24 protein-coding genes are annotated in these 24,808 nt (G+C 72.8%); 7 read left to right on the forward strand and 17 right to left on the reverse strand.

The genetic code is table 11. The features are described 5' to 3' along the window. Positions 1 to 79: 79 nt before the first annotated feature. The 3 genes from BM419_RS23160 to BM419_RS23170 form a co-directional block, all read right to left on the reverse strand. Complete coding sequence (locus BM419_RS23160; protein WP_056526988.1) at positions 80 to 559, reverse strand: YidB family protein; 480 nt, start codon at positions 557 to 559, stop codon at positions 80 to 82. A gap of 126 nt (positions 560 to 685) precedes the next feature. Next, positions 686 to 1,075 (reverse strand): nuclear transport factor 2 family protein, encoded by a 390-nt coding sequence (locus tag BM419_RS23165; RefSeq protein WP_056527156.1) that lies wholly within the window; start codon positions 1,073 to 1,075, stop codon positions 686 to 688. A gap of 160 nt (positions 1,076 to 1,235) precedes the next feature. Next, complete coding sequence (locus BM419_RS23170) at positions 1,236 to 2,252, reverse strand: LLM class flavin-dependent oxidoreductase (RefSeq protein ID WP_056526992.1); 1,017 nt, start codon at positions 2,250 to 2,252, stop codon at positions 1,236 to 1,238. A 235-nt stretch (positions 2,253 to 2,487) separates the two neighbouring features. Here BM419_RS23170 and BM419_RS23175 point away from each other — a divergent pair, with 235 nt between their 5' ends. Beyond that, the gene (locus tag BM419_RS23175; protein WP_056527000.1) at positions 2,488 to 3,774 is read left to right on the forward strand and encodes a hydantoinase/carbamoylase family amidase; all 1,287 of its coding nucleotides are present in this window, start codon (positions 2,488 to 2,490) and stop codon (positions 3,772 to 3,774) included. A gap of 11 nt (positions 3,775 to 3,785) precedes the next feature. Here the strand turns inward: BM419_RS23175 and BM419_RS23180 are convergent, their stop codons facing one another. Next, complete coding sequence (locus BM419_RS23180; RefSeq protein WP_091682413.1) at positions 3,786 to 5,105, reverse strand: dihydroorotase; 1,320 nt, start codon at positions 5,103 to 5,105, stop codon at positions 3,786 to 3,788. A gap of 13 nt (positions 5,106 to 5,118) precedes the next feature. After that, a complete protein-coding gene (locus BM419_RS23185) occupies positions 5,119 to 5,799 on the reverse strand; it encodes an aspartate/glutamate racemase family protein (protein ID WP_020094496.1) in 681 nt (226 codons plus the stop codon). Positions 5,800 to 5,968: 169 nt separating this feature from the next. Between BM419_RS23185 and BM419_RS23190 the strand changes: the two genes are divergently transcribed. After that, entirely contained in the window at positions 5,969 to 7,435 is a 1,467-nt protein-coding gene (locus tag BM419_RS23190; RefSeq protein ID WP_056527005.1) for an amidohydrolase family protein, read from the forward strand. A 19-nt stretch (positions 7,436 to 7,454) separates the two neighbouring features. On the opposite strand, the gene BM419_RS23195 is transcribed toward BM419_RS23190, so the two are convergent. From BM419_RS23195 to BM419_RS23220, 6 genes are all read right to left on the reverse strand, one after another. Continuing rightward, positions 7,455 to 9,047 carry an ABC transporter substrate-binding protein gene (locus BM419_RS23195; RefSeq protein WP_091927796.1) on the reverse strand — a complete coding sequence of 531 codons (1,593 nt, stop codon included), beginning with the start codon at positions 9,045 to 9,047 and terminating at the stop codon, positions 7,455 to 7,457. 180 nt (positions 9,048 to 9,227) lie between these two features. Next, positions 9,228 to 10,394, reverse strand: a complete 1,167-nt coding sequence (locus BM419_RS23200; protein WP_056527011.1) for a M24 family metallopeptidase — start codon at positions 10,392 to 10,394, stop codon at positions 9,228 to 9,230. A 48-nt stretch (positions 10,395 to 10,442) separates the two neighbouring features. Next, entirely contained in the window at positions 10,443 to 11,123 is a 681-nt protein-coding gene (locus BM419_RS23205) for a GntR family transcriptional regulator (RefSeq protein WP_020094492.1), read from the reverse strand. A 67-nt stretch (positions 11,124 to 11,190) separates the two neighbouring features. After that, positions 11,191 to 12,000: a transporter substrate-binding domain-containing protein gene (locus tag BM419_RS23210; protein WP_020094491.1), complete on the reverse strand. Its 810-nt coding sequence runs from the start codon at positions 11,998 to 12,000 to the stop codon at positions 11,191 to 11,193. Between the two features lie 65 nt (positions 12,001 to 12,065). Beyond that, positions 12,066 to 12,749, reverse strand: coding sequence for an amino acid ABC transporter permease (locus BM419_RS23215; protein WP_020094490.1), 684 nt, complete (start codon positions 12,747 to 12,749; stop codon positions 12,066 to 12,068). A gap of 34 nt (positions 12,750 to 12,783) precedes the next feature. Continuing rightward, a complete protein-coding gene (locus BM419_RS23220) occupies positions 12,784 to 13,590 on the reverse strand; it encodes an amino acid ABC transporter ATP-binding protein (RefSeq protein WP_056527014.1) in 807 nt (268 codons plus the stop codon). Positions 13,591 to 13,913: 323 nt separating this feature from the next. Here BM419_RS23220 and BM419_RS23225 point away from each other — a divergent pair, with 323 nt between their 5' ends. Genes BM419_RS23225 through BM419_RS23245 form a run of 5 tightly spaced genes read left to right on the forward strand, consistent with a single transcriptional unit; the run spans position 13,914 to position 18,175 of the window. Continuing rightward, a complete protein-coding gene (locus tag BM419_RS23225; RefSeq protein ID WP_091682417.1) occupies positions 13,914 to 15,170 on the forward strand; it encodes a Zn-dependent hydrolase in 1,257 nt (418 codons plus the stop codon). A 26-nt stretch (positions 15,171 to 15,196) separates the two neighbouring features. Next, a complete protein-coding gene (locus BM419_RS23230; protein ID WP_056527019.1) occupies positions 15,197 to 15,970 on the forward strand; it encodes a LamB/YcsF family protein in 774 nt (257 codons plus the stop codon). Continuing rightward, positions 15,963 to 16,697: a 5-oxoprolinase subunit PxpB gene (gene pxpB, locus BM419_RS23235; RefSeq protein WP_056527022.1), complete on the forward strand. Its 735-nt coding sequence runs from the start codon at positions 15,963 to 15,965 to the stop codon at positions 16,695 to 16,697. The genes BM419_RS23230 and pxpB overlap by 8 nt, the downstream gene beginning before the upstream one ends. Beyond that, on the forward strand, positions 16,690 to 17,724 hold the full coding sequence (locus tag BM419_RS23240; protein ID WP_056527025.1) for a 5-oxoprolinase subunit C family protein: 1,035 nt from the start codon (positions 16,690 to 16,692) through the stop codon (positions 17,722 to 17,724). The genes pxpB and BM419_RS23240 overlap by 8 nt, the downstream gene beginning before the upstream one ends. Before the next feature lie 37 nt (positions 17,725 to 17,761). Next, complete coding sequence (locus BM419_RS23245) at positions 17,762 to 18,175, forward strand: VOC family protein (RefSeq protein WP_012329553.1); 414 nt, start codon at positions 17,762 to 17,764, stop codon at positions 18,173 to 18,175. A 63-nt stretch (positions 18,176 to 18,238) separates the two neighbouring features. Here BM419_RS23245 and BM419_RS23250 read toward each other — a convergent pair whose 3' ends face one another. The 6 genes from BM419_RS23250 to BM419_RS23275 form a co-directional block, all read right to left on the reverse strand. Beyond that, a complete protein-coding gene (locus BM419_RS23250) occupies positions 18,239 to 19,834 on the reverse strand; it encodes an ABC transporter substrate-binding protein (protein WP_056527028.1) in 1,596 nt (531 codons plus the stop codon). Between the two features lie 132 nt (positions 19,835 to 19,966). Beyond that, complete coding sequence (locus tag BM419_RS23255; RefSeq protein WP_056527159.1) at positions 19,967 to 21,490, reverse strand: class I adenylate-forming enzyme family protein; 1,524 nt, start codon at positions 21,488 to 21,490, stop codon at positions 19,967 to 19,969. Further along, complete coding sequence (locus BM419_RS23260; RefSeq protein ID WP_020094481.1) at positions 21,487 to 22,299, reverse strand: VOC family protein; 813 nt, start codon at positions 22,297 to 22,299, stop codon at positions 21,487 to 21,489. The genes BM419_RS23255 and BM419_RS23260 overlap by 4 nt, the downstream gene beginning before the upstream one ends. Continuing rightward, positions 22,296 to 22,715, reverse strand: a complete 420-nt coding sequence (locus tag BM419_RS23265; RefSeq protein WP_020094480.1) for a PaaI family thioesterase — start codon at positions 22,713 to 22,715, stop codon at positions 22,296 to 22,298. The genes BM419_RS23260 and BM419_RS23265 overlap by 4 nt, the downstream gene beginning before the upstream one ends. A gap of 26 nt (positions 22,716 to 22,741) precedes the next feature. Then, entirely contained in the window at positions 22,742 to 23,758 is a 1,017-nt protein-coding gene (locus BM419_RS23270; protein WP_091682419.1) for a zinc-binding dehydrogenase, read from the reverse strand. 31 nt (positions 23,759 to 23,789) lie between these two features. After that, a complete protein-coding gene (locus BM419_RS23275; protein WP_091682420.1) occupies positions 23,790 to 24,770 on the reverse strand; it encodes an ABC transporter substrate-binding protein in 981 nt (326 codons plus the stop codon). Positions 24,771 to 24,808 lie beyond the last annotated feature (38 nt).

Raw genomic sequence — 24,808 nt, forward strand, 5'->3', positions numbered from 1 at the left:
GCGCCCGTCGCCCACGCCCCGCCGACCGTGACGGTCCCGACCCCCAAGGTCGGGCCGGGATCCGTCCGCCGGCCTGACCTCAGGCCGGGATCCGTCCGTCGGGCGTGTAGCGGTCGACGGCCCGGGGGAGCTCGCGGGACAGCCGGGAGAGCAGCTCATCGCGGGACAGTCCCGTCCGCTGGGTGAGAGCCGAGAGGACGTCGGGTCCGATCGCCTGTTCCAGGTGGTGCGGCGCGATCTCCTGGTTCGGTCCCGTCTTGACCCAGGACTGGGCGGCCGTCCCGTGACCGGCCTGCTGGAAGCGGTCCAGCATCTCGCCGAGTCCGCTGTGCAGGAACCCGCCGGGAGCCTCGCCGCGCCGGTCGCCCAGGAGGCCGCCGAGGAGACCGCCCAGGCCGGCACCGGAGCCGCCGTTGGAGCCGCCGGCCGGACCGCCGGGGCCCGCGGGCGCGGTCTGACCGGCGCCGCCCAGCAGCTCCGCGAGCTTGTCGCGGTTCTGGTAGCCTGCCAGGGCGAGGAGGCCCAGGAGCGCCGTCATCGAAGGGTAGCCATCACTCATGGTTCGTCTCCCGCTGCGGGCAGCGGGCCCGCGCCCGTTCGCCACGCGACGCCAACCAACGCGCGCGGACCCGGTTGCGATGCGGGCGGCCCCGCCGAGGCCGGCGCGGCCGCATCGCGAACGGCTCTAGCCCGCCGCGGCACCGACGGGGTTGTCGACGCCGATCGGGTAGGTGCCGTGCCCCGCCCGCACGCGGCCATCCTCGAAGACGAGCACCTCGCTGACGCTCACACCCTTCTGGTTGCGATACTGGATCACCAGCGTGTCGATGCCCGCGAAGACCTGCTCTACCGCGAAGTGGAGGTCCGGGATCCGCCGCAGGGCCTCCGTCCAGTAGGCGCGCAGCGCATCCTTGCCCCGCACCGTTCCGCCCGAAGCGGGAGCGATCCGCGCGGCGCCCGGCGAGGTGAACACGGCGTCGTCGTGGAAATGGGCCAGCACCCGCTCGACATCGTGGGCGTTCCAGGCGGCGCACCACGCGTCGGCGAACGCGTTCCAGTCCACGGGGTGCGACATCCCGGTGATCTCCATGCAAGTGCCGGACTCGGGCACCGCGTGACGGGCCGACGGGAGGCTACCGCACGCTCGCGGCGATGGGTAGGCCGACGGGCCCCGGGACAGGGCCGGCCGAGGGGCTGCATGCCCTCGGCGCCGGCGAACCCGGCCGGAGGTCGGCTCAGCGCCACCCGAGCGCGGGGGCCACGTGCGTGAGCAGGCTCTCGATGAGGTGGGCGTTGTAGGCGACGCCCAGCTGGTTCGGGACCGTCAGCAGCAGGGTGTCGGCCTCCGCGATCGCCGCGTCGGCGCGCAGCTCGTCGACCAGCCGGTCCGGCTCCGCGGCGTAGGAGCGGCCGAATACCGCCCGCATGTTGTCGATGATGCCGACCTGGTCGCTGCTCGTTCCGCGCCCGAAATAGGCGCGGTCGAGGTCGTTCACGAGCGCGAAGATCGAGCGCGAGACCGAGACCCGCGGCGTGCGGGCGTGCCCCGCATCCTGCCACGCCTGCCGGTAGCGGCGGATCTGCCTGGCCTGCTGGACGTGGAACGGCTCGCCGGTCTCGTCCGCCTTCAGGGTCGAGCTCTGCAGGTTCATGCCTTGCTGCGCCGCCCAGATCGCGGTCGCGTCGGAGGCCGATCCCCACCAGATGCGGTCCCGCAACCCCTCGGAATGCGGCTCCAGGCGCAGGAGTCCCGGCGGGTTGGCGAACATCGGCCGCGGGTTGGGCTCGGCGAACCCCGTTCCCTTCAGGAGGTCGAGGAAGACCTCGGTGTGCCGGCGCCCCATATCGGCGTCCGTCTCGCCCTCGGCCGGGGCGAAGCCGAAGTGCCGCCAGCCGTCGATGACCTGCTCGGGCGAGCCGCGGCTGAGCCCGAGCTGCAGGCGTCCGCCCGCGATGAGGTCCGCCGCGCCGGCATTCTCGACCATGGAGAACGGGTTCTCGTAGCGCATGTCGATGACGCCGGTGCCGATCTCGATGCGCTTCGTCCGGGCGCCGACTGCCGCCAGCAGCGGGAAGGGCGAGGCGAGCTGGCGCGCGAAATGGTGGACCCGGAAATAGGCGCCGTCCGCCCCGAGCTCCTCCGCGGCGACCGCGAGGTCGATCGACTGGAGGAGTGTGTCGGCCGCACTGCGCGTCGCCGACCCGCCGGTCGGCGACCAGTGCCCGAAGGACAGGAACCCGATCGTCTTCATTTGCAGAACCTCCGCCCGCCTGCCGGGACCGGCGATAGCCGCCGGAATCCGGCCGGGCAACGATCCCGCGCCGCGGTGCTGACCCGCGCGGCTGGCCGCGCGCCCGGCGATCCGGCAGACTCGGTCCCGGTGACCGGGCTCGGTGACCGGTCCCGGTGATCCGGCGGGCCGGCACGAAAGTGGCAGGGGCACCGGCGGGCCCGTCCTGGGGACCGGCGCTCGGGGAGGCGTAGCGATGGATCGCGTGTCCGCCATCACGGCCGCCGTGCGCGCGCAGCGCGCCCGGGTCGAGGCCCTGTTCGCGGAGCTGGCCCGGTGCGGCCGGACGGAGCCCGGGTTTACCCGGCCCTCCTACAGCCCGGAGGAGACCGCGGCGCACGCGGCGGTGGCGCGCTGCGCCTCCGATCTCGGCCTCGCGATCGCCCGGGACGCCGCCGCCAACACCGCCATGACGCTGCCGGGGCGGGACCGAACCCTGCCTCCGATCCTGATCGGCTCCCACCTCGACACCGTGGCCCAGGGCGGCAACTTCGACGGTGCCGCCGGCGTGGTGGCCGGGCTCGCCGCCGTCGCGGCCATCCGCCAACTCGGCCTGGAGCCGGAGCGGGACATCTCCGTCCTGGGCATCCGCGCCGAGGAGAGCGTCTGGTTCCAGGTCTCGTATATCGGGAGCCGCGCGGCGCTCGGAGCCCTGCCGGACGGGGCGCTCGACGCGGCCCGGATCGACACGGGCCTCAGCCTCGCCGACCACATCGCCCGGGAGGGTGGCGACCCGGACGCGCTCGCCCGCGGCCCGGCGGCCTTCGACGCAGCCGCGATCCACGCTTTCCTGGAGGTGCATATCGAGCAGGCGCCGAGCCTCGAGGAGGCCGGGATCCCGGTCGGGCTTTGCACCGGGATCCCCGGCAACGTCCGCTATCCCGACGTCCGCATTGCCGGCCGCTACGACCATGTCGGGACGCCGCGCCGCTTCCGGCGCGACGCGGCCATGGCCGGGGCCGAGATCGCCCTGGCGCTGGACCGGGTCTGGGCGGAGCGCGAGGCGGCCGGGTGCGCGATGGCCGTCACCTTCGGCCGGTTCCACACCGACGCCGCGGCGCACGGCCTGACCACGGTCCCGGGCGAGTTCCGGTTCAGCCTCGACATGCGGGCCTACGCGGCCGCGGTGCTGGCGGAACTGGAGGCGGCGTTCCTGGCAGCGGTGGCGGAGGTGTCCGACCGCCGCGGCGTGACGGTGACGCTGGGTCCGCGCGCCGAGGCGGGCGTCGGCGCCGTCGCGCCGCGGATCCGTGACGGGTTCGCGGCGGCCGCGGACGCCCTCGGCATCGCGACGCGGCCCCTCGGCAGCCCGGCCTCCCACGACGCCGCCGCCTTCGCGAAGGCCGGCGTGCCGATGGCGATGCTGCTCGTGCGCAACGCCAACGGCAGCCACAATCCCCGCGAGGCCATGGTGATCGACGACCTGCTCGACGCCGTGGCGATCCTCACCGCGTGGCTCGTGGCGGAGACCTGCGGCGGCTGACGGGCGCCCGGTCAGGCGGCGAAGCGCGCGAGGCGGCCGACGGGTTCGCCCAGCACCGCGTCGTCGCGCATGACGGGGATCCCGCGCACGATCGTGGCGACCGGCCAGCCGGTGACCGTCAGTCCCGCGAACGGCGTCCAGCCGCAGGGCGAGACGATCCAGGAATCCTCGATCCTGCGGCGGGCCTTCAGGTCCACCAGGGTGAAGTCCGCGTCGTAGCCGGCCGCGATGCGGCCCTTGCCGAGGAGCCCGTAGACGCGGGCCGGCCCGGCCGCCATCAGGTCGACGAGGCGGGCGAGGGACAATCGCCCCGCAACGACGTGGTCGAGCATCACCGGCACCAGGGTCTGGACCCCGGTGAGGCCGGCCGGGCAGTCCGGCCAGGGCTGCGCCTTGGCCGCCCGCGCGTGGGGCGCGTGGTCGCTGCCGACCGTGTCGACGGTGCCGTCGTGCAGGGCCGCCCAGGCGGCCGTCCGGTGGCGCGCATCGCGGATCGGCGGGTTCATCACGCCGAGGCCGCCGAGCGTGTCGTAGCACTCGGGTGCCACCTGGGTGAGATGGTTGACCAGCACTTCGACGGTGGCGAGGTCGCGGAAGTCGCGCAGGTAGGCGAGTTCCTCGGCGGTCGAGACGTGCAGGATGTGGGTCGCCCGGCCGGTCCTGCGGGCGAGGGCCATGAGGCGCCGCGTGCCCAGGAAGGCGCATTCCGCGTCGCGCCACTCCATGTGAGTCCGGTAGGGCTGGCCCCGGCTGAACAGCGGCCTGCGCGCCTGGAGCCGGTACTCGTCCTCGCTGTGGAAGGCCATGCGCCGGTGGCCGGCGCGCATCGCCCGCTCGAGATGCGCGTCGTCCTCGATCATCAGCGCCGCCGTGGAGCTGCCGGCGAAGACTTTGACGGCGCAGACCCCCGCCTCGCGCTCCAGGGCGGCGAGCGCGTCGATGTTGGTCTTGGTGCCGGCCACGTAGAGGCCGATGTCGCACCAGCTGCGGCCCGCGACGTAGTCGCGCTTCCAGGCGAGGCGCCCGGCGTCGGCGATCGGCGGGACGGTGTTGGGCATGTCAAAAAGGGTTGCGATGCCGCCGAGGATCGCGGCCCGCGTGCCGGTCTCGATCGTTTCCACCGCCGGGTCGCCGGGATCGCGCAGGTGAACGTGACTGTCGATCAGGCCGGGCAGGACGTGCAGGCCCGCGGCGTCGATCACCGCCTCCGCCGTCGCTCCGGCCGGGACCCCGAGGGCCGCGATGCGCCCGTCGCGGATCCCGACATCCGCCGTCTCGGTGCCCCACGGCGTCACGCAGGTACCGCCGCGGATCAGGAGGTCGTACTGCATCGCCGGTTCCTTCTCACGGGGCGGCCCGGAGCAGCACGGCCCCGAGGGCCGCGGCGGCCGCCTGCTGGCAGGGCTCGATGACGGGGCAACCGATCGCGGCCTCCGCGGCGGCCCGGTGGCGCGCCATGCCGGCGCAGCCGAGCACGACCACGTCGGCGCCGTCGCGCTCGACCAGGGTCCGACCGGCCGCGATCAGGCGCGGGCCCATCGCGGCGTCCGCCGTCTCGGAGGCCCGCGCCTCCACCGGCCGGCTCCCGGCATAGCGATCCCCGAGGCCCATCTGGCGCACCGTGCGGCGCTGGCGCCGGACGCTGCCCTCGGACAGGGCCACGATGCCGAAGCGCTCCCCGAGCGTCAGGGCCCGCAGGATCCCCCACTCGGCGATGCCCATCACCGGGCGACCGCTCGCCGCCTCCCGGACCGCGTGCAGGCCCGGATCGCTGAAGCAGGCGATCACGAAGGCGTCGGACGGATCGTCCGCCACGCACCGGACGAGCGGCATCACCACCGAATCCGCGTCCCGCTGGGTCGCGATGCTCTCCGGGCCCTCCGGCAGGTCGGTCACCGCGAGGATGGGGCCGCCCGGCAGCCGCAGCGGCGCCAGGGCGGCGTCGATGGCGGCCGTCACCGCCCGGGACGCGTTCGGGTTGATGATCAGGATGCGCGCGGGCTCGGTGGTGTCGCGAGGCCGCATGGCGCCTTCCCTCTGAATACCGGTCGATCGGGATCGACCGCGATGCCGCGACGTCGACCGACCCATCGTGACCGCGGAAGACCTCAAGCGAAACCCGGGCCGCATGGCCGCCGATCCGATCGGGAGGCACCGTTCTTGCCCGCCCGCTTACGCAAGGGAGAGGTTATCGATGCAGGACGAAGCTCCGGACGCCACCGCCGAAATCACGCTGGTGAAGGGGGCCCGGTGGGTCGTCGCCTGGGATCCGGACAGCGGCGGTCACGTCTACCGCACCGGCGCGGACGTCGCCTTCGCGGACGGCGCCCTCATCCATGTCGGGCCGGGCTACGCGGGTCCCGAGCCGGCCCGGACCGTCGACGCCTCCGGCTGCATGATCATGCCCGGGCTCGTCGACATCCACACGCACCTGTTCTCGGAGCCGATGAACAAGGGGATGTGGGACGAGGTCGGCAGCCAGCGGCTCTACAACACCTCGCTCTACGAGTACCTGCCGATCCTGCGGCCCGACGCTGAGGGGACGCGGGCCGCCTACGGGGTCGCGCTCGCGGAGCTCGCCCTGTCGGGCGTCACCACCGTCTGCGACCTCGCCCTGCCGAGCGCGGGCTGGCTGGATCTCCTCGGCGCCTCGGGCCTGCGGGTCTGCATCGCCCCGATGTTCCGATCCGGGCGCTGGCTCACCCGCAACGGCCACAGCGTGGACTACGAGTGGGACGCGGCGGCGGGCCAGCGCGGCCTGGAGCAGGCCCTCGCCGAGATCGCGGCGGCGGAGGGGCACCCTAGCGGGCGCCTCTCCGGCATGCTCTGCCCGGCGCAGGTCGACACCTGCACGGCGGAGCTGCTGCGGGACGCCCATTCCGAGGCGGTCGCGCGCGACCTGCGCTTCCACACCCACGCGGCGCAGTCCCTGTCGGAATTCCACGAGATCACCCGCCGCACCGGGATGACGCCGATCGAGTGGCTCGACGATCTCGGCGTGCTCACCGAGCGGACCATCGTGGGCCACGGGATCTTCCTCGATGACCATCCCTGGACCCACTGGCACAGCCGGGGCTCGGACCTGCGCCGCCTGGCCGAGCGCGGCGCCACGGTCGCCCACTGCCCGACGGTCTTCGCCCGGCGCGGCATCGCGCTCCACCATTTCGGGCGCTACCTCCAGGCCGGAGTCAACATGGGGATCGGCACCGACGTCTACCCGCACAACATGCTCGACGAGATGCGCCTCGTCTCGTACCTCGCCCGGGTCGTCGCCGAGAATCCCCGCGACACCCGCGCGGCGGACGTGTTCCACGCCGCCACGGTGGGCGGCGCCAGGGCGCTCGGGCGCGAGGACATCGGCCGGCTCGAACCGGGCTGCAAGGCCGACTTCGTGCTCGTGGACTGCGGGCATCCGGCCATGCGCCCGTGCCGCGATCCCGTGCAGTCGCTGATCTACTCGGCCGGCGACCGCGCGGTTCGGCAGGTCTTCGTCGGCGGCCGCGAGATCGTCCGCGACGGGCGCGCCCTGACGATCGACTACGCCGCCGCCGCGGCCGCGCTGGAGGAGGCGCAGGGCCGCGCGCTCGCGCAGGTCCGGCAGCTCGACTGGGCCGGGCGCGGCCCCGACGCCATCGCGCCGCCGACCTTCCCGAGGCTGTGAGGCCCCGGAACTCGCCCCCTCAGGCGGGCCGGACGTTCCAGAACGTCGGGAACCCGTCGAGGATCCCGGTGAGGCGGGAGCGGTAGGCGGTCGGCTGCAGGTACTGGCCCAGCGGGTAGTAGGGCACGTCCTGCATCGACTGGAGCTGGATGTCCCGGCACAGGGCGGCACGCGCCGCCTCGTCCGGGGCGGTGAGCCACGCGTCGCGCAGGGACTCGATCCGCGGGGTCGTGGCCCAGCCGGCGTAGCCGCTCTCGCCGGTGCCGCGCAGGGCGATGTAGCCCGCGGGGTTCAGCCAATCCATGCCGGACCAGTTGGTGACGAAGGCGCTCCAGCCGCCCTCCGAGACCGGCCCCTTTCGGTTGCGCCGCTGCAGCATCGCGTTGAACTCGACCGCGTAGACCTCCACCGTCATGCCGACCCGCTGCAGCAGGTCGGCCGCGACCTGGCCGAGCGCCAGCAGCGGCGCCGAGTTCGACGGCACCATCAGCAGCACGGTCTCGCCGCCGTAGCCGGCCGCCTTGAGATCGGCGCGCACCCGCGCCGGATCGCGCGGATCCGTGAGCGGCTGCAACCCGTCCGTCGAGGCCATCGGCGTGCCCGGGCAGAAGAAGCCGAGGGGCACGTGGAACAGGCCGGGATCCTCGACGCCGACGACCCCCTGCATGCACGCGGTCTGGTCGATCCCGCCCCAGAGAGCCCGCCGGATCGCCGGGTTGTTGAAGGGCGGCTGCAGGTGGTTGACCCGCAGCATGGTCACGAAGCCGGTCGGGTCGAGGACGCGGGTGCTCACGCCCTTGGCCGCCTGCAGGAGCGCGATCTGGTCGTGCGAGGCGTATTCCTGCCAGTCCGCCTCGCCGGCGATCAGCGCGGAGGTCGCCGTGGAGGTGTCGCCGATGACGCGCCACTCGACCCGGTCGAAATGGACGACCTTCGGACCCGAGGTCCAGGTCAGCGGGCCGTCCGGGCGCGGCACGTAGTCCTCGAAGCGGGTGTAGACGACGCGGTCGCCGGGCACCCGCTCGTCGGGCTTGAAGCGGAACGGTCCCGAGCCGATGAGCTCCGGCACCTGCTGGAACGGGTCGATGGCGGCGAGGCGCTCCGGCATCATGGCGCAGACCGGGACGGACGCCTTGCCCAGCGCGATTGGCAGCAGCGGGAACGGGTGTTTCAGGCGGAACCGGATCGTCCGGTCGTCGGGCGCGGAGAGTTCGTCGGTCGCCTCCATGAGGGAGCCGCCGAACGGGTCGCGCTTCGCCCAGCGCCGCAGCGACGCGACGCAGTCGCGGGCCAGCACCGGCGTCCCGTCGTGGAAGCGCAGGCCCGCCCGCAGGATCAAGTCCCAGCGGCGCCCGTCCGCCTCGACCCGATGGCCCTCGACCATCTGCGGCGTGGCGCGATAGGCCGCGTCCATGCCGTAGAGCGTGTCGAAGACCATGTAGCCGTGGTTGCGGGTGATGTACGCGAAGGTCGTCACGGGATCGAGGGTGACGAGATCCTGCTGCGGGATGAAGCGCAGGGTCCGGGCCGCCTCCGCGCGGACGAGGGCCGGCGCCGCGACGGCGCCGGCGACGAGGGCGCCGGCTCCCTGCAACAGCGTGCGTCGCTTCATCCGAGACCTCCCGCTCCGCTCCGGCACCACGCACCGGTGGGCCGGGTCCCCGCGGGAAGCCCGGCCCGGCATCGCTTGCAGGAATGGGGCCGGCTCCCGCTCGGCGTCGCCGACCAGTCCGCGACCGCGGGAGCGGTACGGCGGCCCGTCAGTTCAAGCTCCGCTTGTGAAAGCAACGCCTCACCGCACCGACAGGGTGCGCGGCAGGTCGGACAGGGGCTCGACCCCGTCTGCGGTGACGATGACGGTCTCCGAGGCGCCGACCGTCCAGGCGCCGTAGCGGCGCAGGGTGGCCGGCAGGTGGAAGACCATGCCGGGTTCGATCGGCCGGTCCTGTCCGGTGAACAGCGAGAGCAGGGCACCCTCTCCCCAGTCCGGCGCGAAGGCGACGCCCATCGAGTAGCCGATCCGCTTGCGGAAGGCCGGGCCGTAGCCCGCCGCGTCGATCACGGCCTGCGCCGCCGCGTGCGGGGCGGCGCAGGGATGGCCGGGGCGGATCGCGCCGAGCGCCGCGTCGAGGGCGCGCAGGGCGCAGTCCATCATCCGCTGCGCCTCGGCCGGCGGCGGGCCGATCCAGACGCTGCGCATCAGCGCCGCGTGGTAGCGGGCGTGGCTGCCGGCGAGCTCAAGGAAGACCGCGTCGCTCGGCTCCAGCCGGCGGCGCCGCCACGTCATGTGCGGCAGACCGCTGCGCGGTCCCGACGCGACCAGCGGCTCCATCGCCATGGCCTCGGATCCGGCGGCCGTTGCGGCCGCCAGCATGGCGGCGGCGACGGCGTTCTCGTCGGTGCCGGCCGCGCAGGCGTCGAGCCCCGCGGCGAGACCGGCCTGCGCGTACCGGGCGGCGGCCCGGATCGCCGCCAGTTCGGCCGACGACTTCACCGCCCGCAGGGGGGCGAGGAGGCCGGATCCGTCGGGCAGCGGGCCGCTTCCGAGGGCGGCGTCGATCCGCGCCGCGAGCGCCGGCGCGACGAACCAGCCGTCCCGCTCCAGGGCCGGCCGGGCGACCCCGCGCCCGCGCACGAGGGCCGCCAGGGCCGCGGCCGGGTCGGCGCCGTCCGGGTAGGCCCGGATGTCGTCGAGCCACGTGTTGGCGGCCGCGCCCGGCAGTTCGAGCTGCCGGACCAGGAGGGCCGGGTCGCCGTCCACGGGCACGAGGAGTGCCTGGAAGGCGAAGTAGCCCGCCGTCTGGCGGCCGGTCAGCCAGTAGATCGTCTCCGGGCCGGTCACCACGAGGGCGTCGTGGCCGGCACCCGCGATGGCGGCCCGGGCCGCCGCCTGCCGGGCGGCGAACTCCGCCTCCGGGAAGGCCGCCTCGCGGCCGCGCAGCTCCGTGAACTCGTGCATCGCGCCGCCCTCGTCCCAGACTTCGCTCAGACTTCGCTCAGACTTCGCTCAGACTTCGCTCAGGCGCTGGATGATGCCCTGCTTGAAATTCTCGAGATGGGCCGCGATCGCGTCCGCCGCCGCCGCCGCGTCCTTGGCCCGCAGGGCGGCGACCACCGCGAGGTGCTCGCGATGGACCGCCTCGAACCGCTCGGGCATCCGGCTTAGGTTGAACATCTGCGTCTTGAGCCGCAGGTCCTTGATCGTCTTGGCGAGGGTCGCGTTCTGGCTGTGCTCCGCGATCAGGTCGTGGAAGCGCCGGTCGACCTCCCAGTTGCCCGGCGCGTCCGGGTCGCCCGCCGCCAAGAGTGCCTCCATCTGACGCTGCAGGTCCGCCAGCACCGCGTCGGCGATGCGGCCGGTGGCCAGCGCGACGCTCTCCCGCTCCAGCAGGCGGCGGACATGCAGGATCTCGATCAGCTCGCGCAGGGAGAATTCCTTGACCACGAGCATCCCGCCGGGTTGCCGCTCGATCAACCCCTCGGTCTCCAGCCGCGACATCGCCTCGCGGGTCGGGGTCCTGGAGATGTCGAGCATCTCGGCGAGGCGGCGCTCGTGCAGCACGGTGCCGGCCGGAAGGTCGCGGCGGACGAGCATGTCGAGCAGGCGGTCGTAGGCCATCTGGCCGAGGCTCTGCTCGCGCCGTGCACTGAGCGCCGTCGTGTACGACGCGGCGTCGAGGGTCTTCATGGTGTCCTCCCGGAGCGGCCGGCTCAGCCGCTCCCCATTCTTGTTCTCGCGCGTCCGCCGTGCCCGCTCACATGGCGGGCGTGCGGATCGGCTCCTTCGGGGCCGGATCATAGCCGATCAGCGGGGTAACGAGCTTGGCGTAGGTACCGTCCGCGACCATCTCGCCGAGCGCCTTGTTGACGGCGGCGTGCAGGTTCGGCTTGCCCTTCTTGATGGCGAAGCCCTTCTGGACCGTGCTCAGCGGGGTCTCGATCATCACCAGGGGCAGCTTGCGCGCCTTGATGGCGTAGTTGCCGGCCACCGCGTCGTTGATCACCGCGTCGATGTTGCCGCCGACGAGGTCCTGCATGGCGTCCGCGGCCGTCTTGTAGCTCTTCAGGGTGGCGCCGTTCTCCTCGGCGAGCTTGCCGAAGGTCGAGGCCGAGAGGGCGCCGACGTTGCGGCCCTTGAGATCCGCCGGCCCCTTGATGCCGGTATCCTTGCGGGTGACGATCCGCGCGCCGGATTCGAGCCACCCGTCCGCGAAGGCGACCTGCTTCTGCCGGGCGGGGGTGATGTCCATCGACTCGCTGGTGATGTCGTACTGGTCGGCCATCAGGCCCACCAGCAGGGCGTCGAACTTGATGTTGACCGGGCTGTACTCGAGCCCGAGCCGGCGGCAGACCTCGCGCATGACCCGGACCTCCAGCCCGTCGAGCTCGCCGCTCGGCGTGCGCATGCTGAAGGGCGCGAAGGTGCTGTCCGTCGCCACGATCAGCTTGCCGGGCTCGATCAGCTCCAGCTTGCCCTCGGCCGCGCGGGTCGCGGGGGCGGCGAGGATCCCTGCGCCGAGGCTGGCGCAGAGGGCGGCGAGGGCGAGGACGTGGCGGCGGTTCATGGTGATCTCCGGTCTCGGGACGGGGCGGGAAGGATCGGCCGCGGCCCGTCCCGCGGCGGGGGGGCTCAGGACAGGCGGGCGTAGCGCCGCTCGAAATAGGCCGAGAGCTGCGACAGGATCGACGTGAGGCCGAGGTAGATCAGCGCCGCCGCGATGTAGAAATCGAACGGCCGGAAGGTCGTGGCGATCATGAGCTGCGCGTAGAGCGTCAGCTCCACCACCGTGATCGTCGACAGCAGCGAGGTATTCTTCACCGCCGAGATCGCCTCGTTGGTCAGCGACGGCAGGATCATGCGGAAGACCTGCGGCAGGACGATGCGCACCATCATGATCCGCGGGTTCATGCCGAGCGCCAGCGCCGACTCGACCTGACCCCGGGGGATCGCCGCGAGGCCGGCCCGGATCGTCTCGGCCACGTAGGCGCCGCTGCTGACACCCAGCGCGATGATGCCGGCGGTCACGGGCGAGAGCTTCACCCCGACCTGCGGCATGCCGAAATACACGATGAAGACCTGCACGAGGGTCGGCGTGCCGCGGATGAACCAGACGTAGAAGCTCGCCAGCGCCCGGAAGGGCGCGAAGGACGAGCGCTTGCCCAGCGCCCCGAGCAGGCCGCAGGCCCAGCTCACCAGGATGCTCGCCACCGTGACGCCGAGCACCACTAGGGTCGCCGAGAGGAAGCCGGGGCCGTAGGTGACGACCTCGTCCGAGAGGGTGAGCCACCACTCCTGCAACGCCGCGACGCTCATCGCTGTCCCTTCTCCCCGGTGATGGGCCGGCGCCTCACGCCGTCTGTCCCGGCGCGGCGGGCTGGTGCAGGACGCGCCGGAGGAACTGGCGCAGCCGCTCGCTCCGGGGCGCGCCGATGATGGCGTCGGGCGGCCCGTCCTCGGCGATCACGCCGCCGTCGAAGAACAGGGTGCGGGTGCCGACATCCCGGGCGAAGGCCATCTCGTGGGTGACGAGCAGCATCGTCATCCCGTCCGCCGCGAGGGAGCCCATCAGCGCCAGCACCTCGCCGACCAGCTCCGGATCGAGGGCCGAGGTCACCTCGTCGAACAGCATCACCTTGGGCGCCATCGCCAGGGCGCGCACGATCGCCACGCGCTGCTGCTGCCCGCCCGAGAGCTTCGACGGGTAGGCGTGCCGCTTCTCGTAGAGGCCGATGCGCTGGAGCAGCGCCTCCGCCTCCGCGACGGCCTGCCGGCGCGGCATCCGACGTACCCGGATCGGCGCCTCGATGACGTTCTCCAGCACGGTCATGTGCGGCCAGAGATTGTAGCTCTGGAAGACCATGCCGATCCGCGCCCGCAACTCGCAGAGCTGCTGCGGCGTCGGCTGGCGGCGGGCGCCCTGCTCGTAGTCGAAGGCGAAGCGCTCGAAATCCATGAAGCCGGAGGTCGGCGTCTCCATGAGGTTCAGGCAGCGCAGGAACGTGCTCTTGCCCGAGCCGCTCGCACCGATGATCGACACGACCTCGCCCTCTCGGATGTCGAGGGAGATGCCCTTCAGGACCTCGTTGGTGCCGTAGCTCTTGTGCAGCTTCCTGATCTTCAGGAGCGGGGGCGCGGCCGTCTCGGTCTGAGCCATCGTTAAACCTGATGTTTTGCAGTCGCTTCGCGGATCGATGCTTAGATCCGCACGCAGATCGCAATATGTTGCTGTTTTATCGTTCATAAAATCTCTCAATATAGAGATTTAATTTTCCATCCGCCGACGTTTTACATTGCCAAATCGGATGGGATGCCTTAGCAGAACCGGTATACCGCCGGCATTCAAGCGGTATTTTTGAGCATGGCTGCCTCCGACATGGTCATCGAACTTCCGGATCCCGGTATTCCCTTCGCGACTGCGCCGGGCGCGTGCCTCATTGTTCAGCCGATGGACCGGGTCGGACCCGCGCGGCAGCCGGCATGACCCGGCTCGCGATCGATCCGGATCTCTGCGCGGGCCTGTTCGCCGAGCTCCTGAGCTTCAGCGAGGACGCGCCGGGCGTGACGCGGGCGGCCTACGGCGTCGGCGAGGAGCGCGCCCACGCCCTGATGCGAGCCACCGGGCTGGCACTCGGGCTCGCCGCCGAGACCGACGCGGCCGGCAACCTGTTCCTGACGATGGCGGGCCGCGACCCGGCACTGGCGCCCTGGATGGTCGGCTCTCACGTCGACACGGTGCCCCACGGGGGCAATTTCGACGGGGCGGCGGGCGTGATCGGCGGCCTCGCGGCCGTGGAGGCCCTGCGCCGGGCTGGGATCGTGCCGGCGCGTCCCGTGACGGTGGCGGTGTTCCGGGCCGAGGAGAGCGTGTGGTTCCCGGCCTCCTACGTCGGCAGCCGGGCCGCGCTCGGCCTGCTGCCGCCGGAGGTGCTCGACCTGCCCCGCGCCGATACCGGCCGGAGCCTGCGCGACCACATGGCCGAACTCGGCCTGCGGCCGGGGGCGGTGGCGCGGGGCGAGCGGCTCCTCGATCCGGCGCGGATCCACGGCTTCGTCGAGATGCACATCGAGCAGGGCCCGGCGCTGGAGGCGGCCGGGCTCCCCGTGGGCTTCGTCACGGCGATCAGCGGCAGCTTCCGCTACCGCAAGGCGGCCTGCTTCGGCCGCTACGGCCATTCCGGCGCCGTGGCGCGGGGCGACCGCAGCGACGCCGTCTTCGCCCTCGCCGACCTGATCACCGGCCTGGACGCGCTCTGGGGCAGGCTGGAGGCGGAGGGCTGCCCGGCCACGATCACGCTGGGCGAGGTCGCCACCGACCCGGTTCAGCACGCCTTCGCCAAGATCCCCGGCGAAGTCCGCTTCTGCCTCGACGTGCGCAGCACCGAGCCGGCCGTTCTCGACCGGGTCGAGGCGGCGCTCGCCGAGCATATCGCCGCCATCGAGGCCGCCCGCTCGGTACGCTTCGTGCTGGGCGAGCGGACCGGCAGCACGCCGGCGCGGATGAGCGCCGCGCTGGTCGAGGCCCTGTCCGGCCACGCGCGCCGGCTCGGGACGCCGTTCCGCACGATGGCGAGCGGGGCGGGGCACGACACCGCGACGCTGGCCGGCCAGGGCGTGCCGAGCACGATGATCTTCATCCGCAACCAGAACGGCAGCCACAACCCGGACGAGGCGATGCGGATCGCGGATCTGTGCGCCGCCGCCACCCTGGTGGCCCACCTGGTCGCCGAAGCCTGACCCCGCGCGAGAGAAGGGATGCACCGATGATCGTCGATCTGAACTGCGACATGGGCGAGGGCTTCGGCGTCTACCGTCTGGGCGACGACGCCGAGATGCTGACCGTGGCGACCTCGGCCAACATCGCCTGCGGCTTCCACGCCGGCGACCCGCTGGTGATGCACGAGACCCTGAGCCGCGCCGCCGCGAACGGCGTGCAAGCGGGCGCCCACCCGAGCTTCCTCGACCTCTGGGGCTTCGGCCGGCGGCCGATCCACGGCGAGCGCCCCGCCGACATCGAGAAGGCGGTGCTCTACCAGGTCGGCGCGCTGCTGGCGCTGGCGCAGGATGCCGGCTGCCCGGTGCGCCACGTGAAGACCCACGGGGCCATGGGCAACATGGCCAACGAGGATGCCGACCTCGCTCTGGCGGTGGCCCGGGCGATCCGCACCCTCGACCGCGACCTGATCTTCGTGGTGATGCCCGGCCTGGAGACCGAGCGGGCCGGCGAGAAGCTCGGGCTGCCGATCGCGCGCGAGATCTACGCCGACCGCGCCTACGCGGATGACGGCACCCTGGTCTCGCGCAAGCTCCCCGGCGCCGTGCTGCACGATCCCGATTCCGTCTCGGAGCGCGTGGCGCGGATGCTGGAGGACGGGGCGATCACCTGCCTGTCCGGGCGGCGCATCCCGACGCGGATCGACACGGTCTGCGTCCACGGCGACACGCCCGGCGCGGTCGCCATGGCGCGCCGCCTGCGCGACGACTGCGCCGCCAAGGGGATCGCCCTGCGCCCGATGGCCGAGGTGCTCGGTGTCTGAGCCCGGCTACCGCCTCCTCGATAGCGGCGACCGGGCGCTCACGGTGGAGCTCGGCCGCGCGGTCGATCCCGCGATCAACGCGCGGGTCATCGCCCTCGACGCGGCGCTCCGTGGCGCCGGGCGCCCGGGCCTCTTGGAGACCGTGCCGACCTACCGCTCGCTCCTCGTCCTCTACGATCCGGACCTGCTGCCCCGGGCCGACCTCGCCGCGCTGATCGCCGCGCACTGGCCGCCGCCGGACGGGGCGGCGGGCTCGCTGCGCCGCTGGCGGGTGCCGGTCCATTACGGCGGCGCGCACGGCGCCGACCTCGACGACCTCGCCGCCGGGGCCGGGCTCAGCCCGGAGGCGGTGATCGCCCTTCATTCCGGCCGCGACTACCGCGTCTACATGATCGGCTTCGCCCCCGGCTTCGCCTATCTGGGCGGCCTCGATCCCCGGCTCTACGCGAGCCGGCGCACCGATCCCCGACCCAGGACCCCGGCGGGCAGCGTCTCGATCGGCGGGAACCAGACCGGCGTCTCGCCGCCCCTGGAGCTGCCGAGCGGCTGGCAGCTCATCGGCCGCACGCCCGCGCGCTCCTACGATCCGGGCCGGGCCGAGCCGTTCCTGTTCGCGGCCGGCGACCTGATCCGGTTCGAGCCGATCGACCGCGCCGCGTTCGACGGCCTCAGCGAGGCCGCCCGCGCCGGCGAGACCGTCGCGACCCTGGAGCGGATCGATGCCTGAGGGCCTGCGCGTCATCGCCCCCGGCGTGGCCTCGACCCTGCAGGATGCCGGGCGGCCGGGCTACCTGCGCTACGGCATCTCGGGGTCCGGCGCGATGGATCCCGACCTGCTGGCCCTGGCCAACGGCCTCGTCGGCAACCCGCTCGACGCCGCGGTGATCGAGATGGCGATGGTCGGTCCGACCCTCGCCTGCGAGACGGATATCTGCCGCGTCGCCCTCGCCGGCGCGCCCTTCGCGATGAGCCTGAACGGCCGCGCCCTCGACCCGTTCACGGCCCACGACCTGCGGCGGGGCGACCGGCTCGTCCTGGGCGGACCGCGGCAGGGCCTGCGCGCCTGCCTCGCGGTCGCCGGGGGCTTCGCCGTCGCGCCGATGCTCGGCAGCGTGGCGACGCACACCCGCACCCGCCTCGGCGGCCTCGACGGTCATCCCCTGGCCGCGGGCGACCTGCTGCCCCTCGCGGCGCCCGCGCCCCGCGACCGTCCGCTGACCCTGCCGCCGGCCCACCGGCCGACCTTCGGTGGCCCGATCCGGGTGGTGCTCGGGCCGCAGGCCGACGGCTTCACCGAGGACGGCCTGCGGACGTTCCTCTCCGAGCCCTACACCCTCACGGCGCGGGCGGACCGGATGGGCTGCCACCTCGACGGGCCGCCGATCGCCCACGCGGACGGTTTCAACATCGTCTCGGACGGGATCGTGAACGGCTCGATCCAGGTGCCCGGACACGGGCGCCCGCTGATCCTGCTGGCCGACCGCCACACCACCGGCGGCTACCCGAAGATCGCCACCGTGATCTCGGCGGATCTCGGCCGCCTCGCGCAGGTGCGGCCGGGGGAGACGATCCGGTTCGCGGCCGTCGCCGTCGCGGAGGCCCAGGTCATCGCCCGCGCCGCGCGAAGCGCTCTGGCCGCGCGGCTGACGGCGCTGGTGCCGGCCGGCGGCGGCGATCTCGACAGCGCGTTCCTGCTGTCCTGCAACCTCGTCGGCGGCGTCGTCTCGGCGCGTGCCCCCGATCCGGCGCCCTGACGGCGCCGCACCTCCTCCATCCAGCAAGAGACCGTCGATGCTCACGCCGTTCCACCTCGCCTACCACGTCACCGACCTCGACGCGGCGCGCCGCTTCTACGGGGGCGTCCTCGGCTGCCAGGAGGGCCGCAGCACCGAGACCTGGGTCGATTTCGACTTCTTCGGCCATCAGCTGTCGCTGCACCTGGGCGAGCCCTTCGCCACCACCCGGAGCGGGAAGGTCGGCGACCACACGGTGATGATGCCGCATCTGGGCGTGGTGCTGCCGCTCGACGCCTGGGAGGCGCTCGCCGGCCGTGTCGAGGCGGCCGGCATCGCCTTCGACATCCCGCCCGTCGTCCGCTTCGCCGGCGAGCCCGGCGAGCAGCGCACGATGTTCTTCTTCGACCCGAGCGGCAATCCGATCGAGATCAAGGGTTTCCGGGATCTGGCCGGCGTCTTCGCGCACTGAGGCGCGTATCCGCGAAGCCGCCCGTCGCCGGAGCGGCGACGGGCGGCCAGGACGCGACGTCCGTCAGGCGCGGCGGGCGTTCCAGAAGACGAACTGGCCGTCGACCACGTCCCGAAGGTCGCGCCGGAAGGCCGTCCGGTAGAAGTACTGGCCGGTCGGCAGGTACGGCACGTCGCGCATCGCGAGAGTTTGCATCCGGGCCGCGATCGCCTTGCGGGCCGCCTGGTCCGGCGCCTCGATCCAGGCCTCCCGCAGGCTCTCCAGCTCCGGCAGGTCCGGCCAGCCGAAGAAACCCTTCTCGCCGCCGCAGCGCAGGACCTGCTCCACGACCGGGTTGGCCATGTCGAGGCCGGTCCAGGTCGTGGTGAAGATGTTCCAGCCGCCCTGGTCGGGGGGCGCCTTGCTGGCGCGGCGGGTGACCAGCGTGCCCCAGTCGGAGACGACGTACTGCACATTCATCCCGAGGCGCTGGAGCAGGTCGTGCATGATCTCGCCGAGGGCGCCGAGCACGGGGTTCTCGCTCGTCGACATGAGCACGACGCGCTCGCCCTTGTAGCCGGCCGCCACGAGGTCGCGCTTGGCCTTGGCGAGATCGCGCGGCCGGGTGAGCACGTCGAGCCCGGCATCGGTGGCCATCGCGGTCCCCGGCGTGAACAGGCCGACATCCTTGCGCCACAGCTTGGGATCGTCGCCGGCGGCCGCCGCCATGAAGTCTGCCTGGGACAGGGCCTCGAGGACCACGCGCCGGACCGCCGGCTTGTCGAAGGGCGGGTGGAGATGATTCATCACGCCGGTGCCGAGATTGCCGAGCGGCGAGGCGAGCTGCGTCGCGATCTGCGGGTGCGCCTGAAGCGTCGGCACGAGATCGCTGATCGGGTTCTCCCACCAGTCGACCTCGCCGTTCTGAAGGGCGGCGGCCGCGGTGCCGGGATCCGGCATGACCTGCCACTCGACCCGCTCGAAATGGACACGCTTCGGCCCCGCCACCCAGGAGACCGGGCCGTTCTCCCGGGGCCGGTAGTCCGGGTTGCGGTCGTAGACCACGCGGGCGCCGACGAGCCGCTCCTTGGTGTTGAACCGGAACGGCCCGGAGCCGATCAGCTCGGGGATCTGCTGGGCCGGGTCGGTGGCGGCTAGGCGCTCGGGCATGATGACGAGGACCGGCGGACCGAGCTTCGCCAGCGTCTCGAGCATCAGCCCGTAGGGCCGCTTCAACCGGATGACGAAGGTGCGGTCGTCCGGCGCCTCCAGGGCGTCCGTGCGCGCCATCAGGGCCTGCCCGAGGCTGTCGCGTTGCGCCCACCGCCGGATCGACGCGACGCAGTCGCGGCCCCGCACCGGCTCGCCGTCGTGGAATCTCAGGCCCTCGCGCAGCCGGAAGGTCCAGCGCCGCCCGTCCTCCTCGACCGTGTGGCCCTCGACCATCTGCGGCTGCGGCGTGAACTGCGCGTCGAGGCCGTAGAGCTGGTCGAACACCATGAGCGCGTGGTTGCGCGTGACGTAGGCCGTGGTCGTCACCGGATCGACGATGGTGAGGTCGGATTGCGGCACGAAGCGCAGGACGCTCGCCCGGCCGCCCTGGGCCAGGGCCGGGCGGGCCGGAAGGAAGGGCGCGGCGGCCGCGACGGCGGCACCGCCGAGGAAGGTTCGTCGCAGCATGGGGTCACTCCTGGCGTTCCGGGGCAGGCGGGCGGGGACGGGTGCGCCGGGCGGGATCCCTAGCGAGGATGCCTTCTGCGGGCGCGCATTCCGCAGGAACACAACCTGCAAGCGCCATTCCGCCCGGCACGGTCACGGGACGCGGACGGCCTCTTCGGCCCGCCGGCGCAGGGCCGCGCGGTCGATCTTGCCGGTCGAGGCGAGCGGCAGCGCCTCGACGAACCAGACCCGACGCGGGTGCTGGTAGGCCGGCGCGTGTTCGAGCGCGTAATCCTTGAGAGCGGCCTCGTCGACGGTGGCGCCAGGCCGGCGGACCACGAAGGCGACCGGCTTGGTGCCCTTGATGGCGTCGTCCACCGGCACCACGCAGGCTTGGAGCACCGCGGGGTGGCGCTCCAGCACCAGCTCGACCTCGCCCGGAAAGATGTTCTCGCCGCCGGAGACGAACATGTCGTCGGTCCGCCCGAGGAAGTAGAAGAACCCGTCCGCGTCGCGGCGGAAGACGTCGCCGGTGTCGTAGAACCCGTCCGCGGTGATCGGGACGGGCACGTCCGGCCGGTTGTGGTAGCCGAGCATGATCGCGGGGCTGCGCATCTGCAGGATCCCGGTCTCCGGGGCGTCCGGTCCGACGAGGCGCACCGCCACCTGGGGATGCGGCACGCCGACCGACGCGACCGGCGTCGGCAGGCCGTCCGGATGGTCGCCGAACACGACCGGGCCGCCCTCGGTGGTCCCGTAGGCGTTGAGGATGCGGGCGTTCGGCAGGAGGGCGCGGATCTGCCGGGCGAGGGTGTCGTTGACCGGCGCCGAGCCCATCCGGACCGTCCGCACGCCGGTGAGGTCGGCTTCCGCGAGGAGATCCGGCTCCCGCAGCATCATGGCGATCATCGGCGGCACGGCGGTGAGCCACGTGCAGCGGTACCGGTCGATCGCCGCGATGTAGGCCCGCGCCTCGAATTGCGGCAGCAGCACCATCGTGGCGCCGGCCGCGCAGACGAGGAGCGCCAGGGCGAGCGCGTTCATGTGGTAGAGCGGCGCCGCCACGAGCAGCCGGTCGTCGCGCAGGTCCGTCTCCGCGGCGCGGGTCCGCGCCACCCAGAGGTGGCTGGCATGGCTCAGCCGCACGCCCTTCGGCCGGCCCGTCGAGCCGGACGTGTAGAGGAACAGGGCCGCCTCGTCGGGCTCGGGCACGACCGGCACGAACGGACCGGGGTCGAGCCAGGCCGCGAAGCCCTCCGGCCCGTCATCGTCGAACCCGGCGATCCGGATATCGGGGCCGAGATGGGCCAGCAGCGCCCGGCGCGGGCCGTCGCAGAGCACGAGCCGCGCCCCGCAATCGGCGAGCACGGCGGCGATCGTGGCCGGCGGGAACTTGTGATTGACCGGGACCGGGACCACGCCGGCGCGCATCGCCCCGAGCAGCGCCGCGATCGTGTCGGGCCGGTTGGCCGCGAGGATCGCGACCCGCGCGCCGCGGGCGATCCCGCCGCGCAGCAGGCCGCGCGCGAAGGCGTCGGCCCGGGCGTCGAGGCCGGCGCGGGTCATCACGGCGGGCTCGCCATCGGGGGCGACGCCGATGATCAGCGGCCTGTCCGGCGGCCCGGACCGGTCGACGAGATCGCCGAGATTGGTCGGAGCCGTGGCCGCGCGCGTCATGGGGCCGCCCTGCACGGGAGGTTAAGGTCGAAGGTCGGCAGCGTCAGCGTGGCCGCGCCCGGCCCGTGCCGAACCCAGCCCGCCTCCGGGAGCGCGCCCGCGCGGGCTTCGAGGGCGTCGAGGCTGCGGAAGCGCAGGGTCAGGGTGGCGAAGCGGCCGGCCGGCCCCGGCGCGATCGCGACCCGCGTCTCCCCGAGCCGGAGGGTCCAGCCGTCACCCACGGCCTCGGCCGGCGCACCGCTCGCGGCGGCGTAGAGACGGGCGTCGGCATCCGGTGCCGGGCTCTCGATCTTCAGCGCGTCGATCCCCGTGAAGCCGTTCGGATGGTCGAGCCATTCGGGGCGCCAGACGAGATCCGGGGTCAGGTGCTCACAATGGTAGAGGCGCCCCGCCGGGAACCGGTCGACCGGCACCCGCACCGTGCGGAACCGGGCCGTGTCCTCGCGGCCGTCGACGGTCACGGGGCGCGTGAAGGCGACGGTCGGCCCGGCCGCGAGCCCCGCCGCGGCGAGGCGGGCATGCGTCGCGTCGGCGTCCCGGCTCGCCACGACGAGCCCGTTCAGGCCGAACGGGCTGTCCAGAACGTCCTGCCGCTGCGGACCCGTCTCGGGCAGGCCGACGAGTTCGAGGTAGGGTCCGGCCGTCATCATCAGGTGGTTGATGGAGCCCAGCGAGTGGTGGCCGCGCGGTGTCAGGCGGAAGCCGAGGGCGGCGAACAGCTCCGCCGCCTCGTCCATCCGCCGCAGCACGTTGATCACCACGTGGTCGAGGGCCCCATCCGCCGGGGCGCCGGGGGCCGGTCCGGTCATTTCGGCGGCGCCGTCATGTAGACGCCGCGGCCGCTCGCGAGCAGGCGCCCCTCCGGGTCGAGGATCTGCGCCTCGGCCACCGAGAGCTGGTTGCCGAACTTCACCACCGTGCCGCGGCAGGTGAGATCGCCCTGCATCGCGGCCCGGTGATAATCGACCCGCAGGTCAACGGTGGGGACGCCGCGGCCGGTCTTGGAGACCAGCGCCCAGTCGGCGGTGAGATCCACGAGCGTCGCCAGGATGCCGCCGTGCACGTAGCCGCGCTCGGCGTTGACGACCCATTCCGGCCGCCACGTCGCCTTCAGCTCGATCGTCCCATCGCCGACGGCGACGACGGAGAGGCCGAGCCACTGGTGGAACGGGCCGCGCAGCAGCAGCGCCTCGACCTGCTCCTTGGTGAGGGGGGTGTCGGACATGGCTTGGGGGATCTCCTCGGGCGGTGTCAGGGGGTGACGACGATCTTGCCCATGACCTCGCGGTCGCGGATCATCCGCAGGCCCTCGGCGGCCTCCTCGAGGGGCAGGAGCTTGTCGATGGTCGGCTTCAGCGTGCCGGCCTGGATCATGTCCATCAGGGCCGACAGGTTGTCGTCGTAGAAGCTGTTGGAGCCGATCACCTTGAGCTCGAAGCTCCAGATGTAGCGGAGATCCTCCTTGGGATCGTGCCCCGCGGTGGCCCCGCAGACCAGCAGCGTGCCGCCGCGCTTCAGGCACTTGAGCGAGGGCACCCAGGTGTCGCCGCCGGTGAAGTTGATCACCACGTCGACCCCGCCCTCGTAGGTCCGGCGCTGCGGCTTGCCGTACTGCTGGATCGCCCACTTGGAGAAGTCGGTCTCGCGGTAGTTGACGACGTGGTCGGCCCCGAGGGCCGTCAGCGCCGCCATCTTCTCCGCGCTGCCCGCGCAGGCGATCACCTCGGCGCCGAGCTGCTTGGCCAGCATCACGCAGCCGGTGCCGACGCCGCCGCTGGCGCCGAGGATCAGGACCTTGTCGCCGGCCTTCACGGTGTTGTGGGTGATCAGCATGCGGTGGGCCGTGCCGTAGGCCACCGGCAGGGACGCCGCGTCCGCGTAGCTCACGTCCGGCGGCATCGCGATGAGCTGGCTCGTCGAGACCCGGCAGTACTCGGCCATGCCGCCGTCGAGCATCTCGCCCATCAGGCCCTTGGCCTTGTTGAGCGGGTTGACCAGCACCCGGTCGCCGACGCGCCACTCCGCGACGCCCGCACCGAGCTCGACGACCTGCCCGGCCATGTCGAGGCCGATCACCACCGGCATCGGCACCTTGATGCCGGGCATGCCCTTCACGGTGAACACGTCGTGGTAGTTGAACGAGGACGCGCCGACCCGGATCAGGACCTCGCCCGGGCCGGGGGACGGCCTCGGATAGTCGTTCACCACCTTCAGCGTGTCGATGTCGCCGTGCGCCTCCAGAACGAGCGCCTTCATCGTCTGAGCCATCGTGGAAACCCTCTTCTGCAGGTCGGAAAGGCTACGGGATCGACTTCGACCGCTCGTAGGGGCCGGGGACCAGGGCCGTGTCCGGCAGGCTGCCCTGGACGGCGCCGACCGCCTTGAACACGTCGAATTCCCGCTTCAGCGAGGCGATGTCGGCGGGCTCCAGGCTGACCGTGTAGATGCCGTCCCAGAGGCCCGCGTAGGCCGCGGCGTCGGCGTCGCTCAGGTTCGCGGCCGCCTTCAGGATCTTGGCCACGCCGGGCTTGTCGGCCTGGCCGAACGCGTAGGCCTTGCGCATCGCGGCCACGACCTTGGCGGGCGCGTCCGGATTCTGCGCCATCCAGGCATTGCGCATCAGGCCGACGCCGAGGACCGGCGGCGCGTCCTGCTGGGTGAGGCGCCTCCACTCCTGCCGGAAGGTGCCGAGCCGGCGCAGCTTCACGTCCGGCAGGAGCGCGAGGGTCACGGTGCGCAGGGCCGCGGCGTCGATGTCCTTCTGGACGAGGAATTGCGCCAGCCGGGAATCGTTGCCGGGGACGGCCTGATAGTCGGCGGGCTTGAGGCCGTGATTGGTCTCCAAGATCGCCGCCGCGATGGCGGCGGTGCCGCTGCCGGCCGGCGAGGTGCCGATCTTCCTGCCCCTGAGGTCGGCCATCGTCTTGATCGGCGAGTCCTCCGGGACGACGAAGTCGAGGTCGGCCACCTGGGTCGCCAGGACGATGCTCATCGGCAGCCCGTCGGCGGTGACGCTCAGCGCCGTCCCGGCGCTCGCCGCGATCGCGAAATCGATCGCCCCGGCGGCCATGGCCTTGGTCGGCGCGTTCACGTCCGGGAACTTGACGTACTCGACCGTCAGGCCCTCCTTCTCCATGAACTTCCCGGCCTCCAGCACGGCGCCGAAGCCGAGGCTGATGCCCGAGCTCCAGTAGCCGATGCGCACCGTCTCGGCGCGCGCGAGGCCGGGCAGGCCGACCGCGCAGAGCGCGGCGACGGCGAAGGCGCGGATCCGTTTCAAGGCGTTCTCCAGGAGCTGCAATGGGAGGACGTGCGGCG

Source organism: Methylobacterium sp. yr668, from assembly GCF_900116245.1.
Taxonomy (GTDB): domain Bacteria; phylum Pseudomonadota; class Alphaproteobacteria; order Rhizobiales; family Beijerinckiaceae; genus Methylobacterium.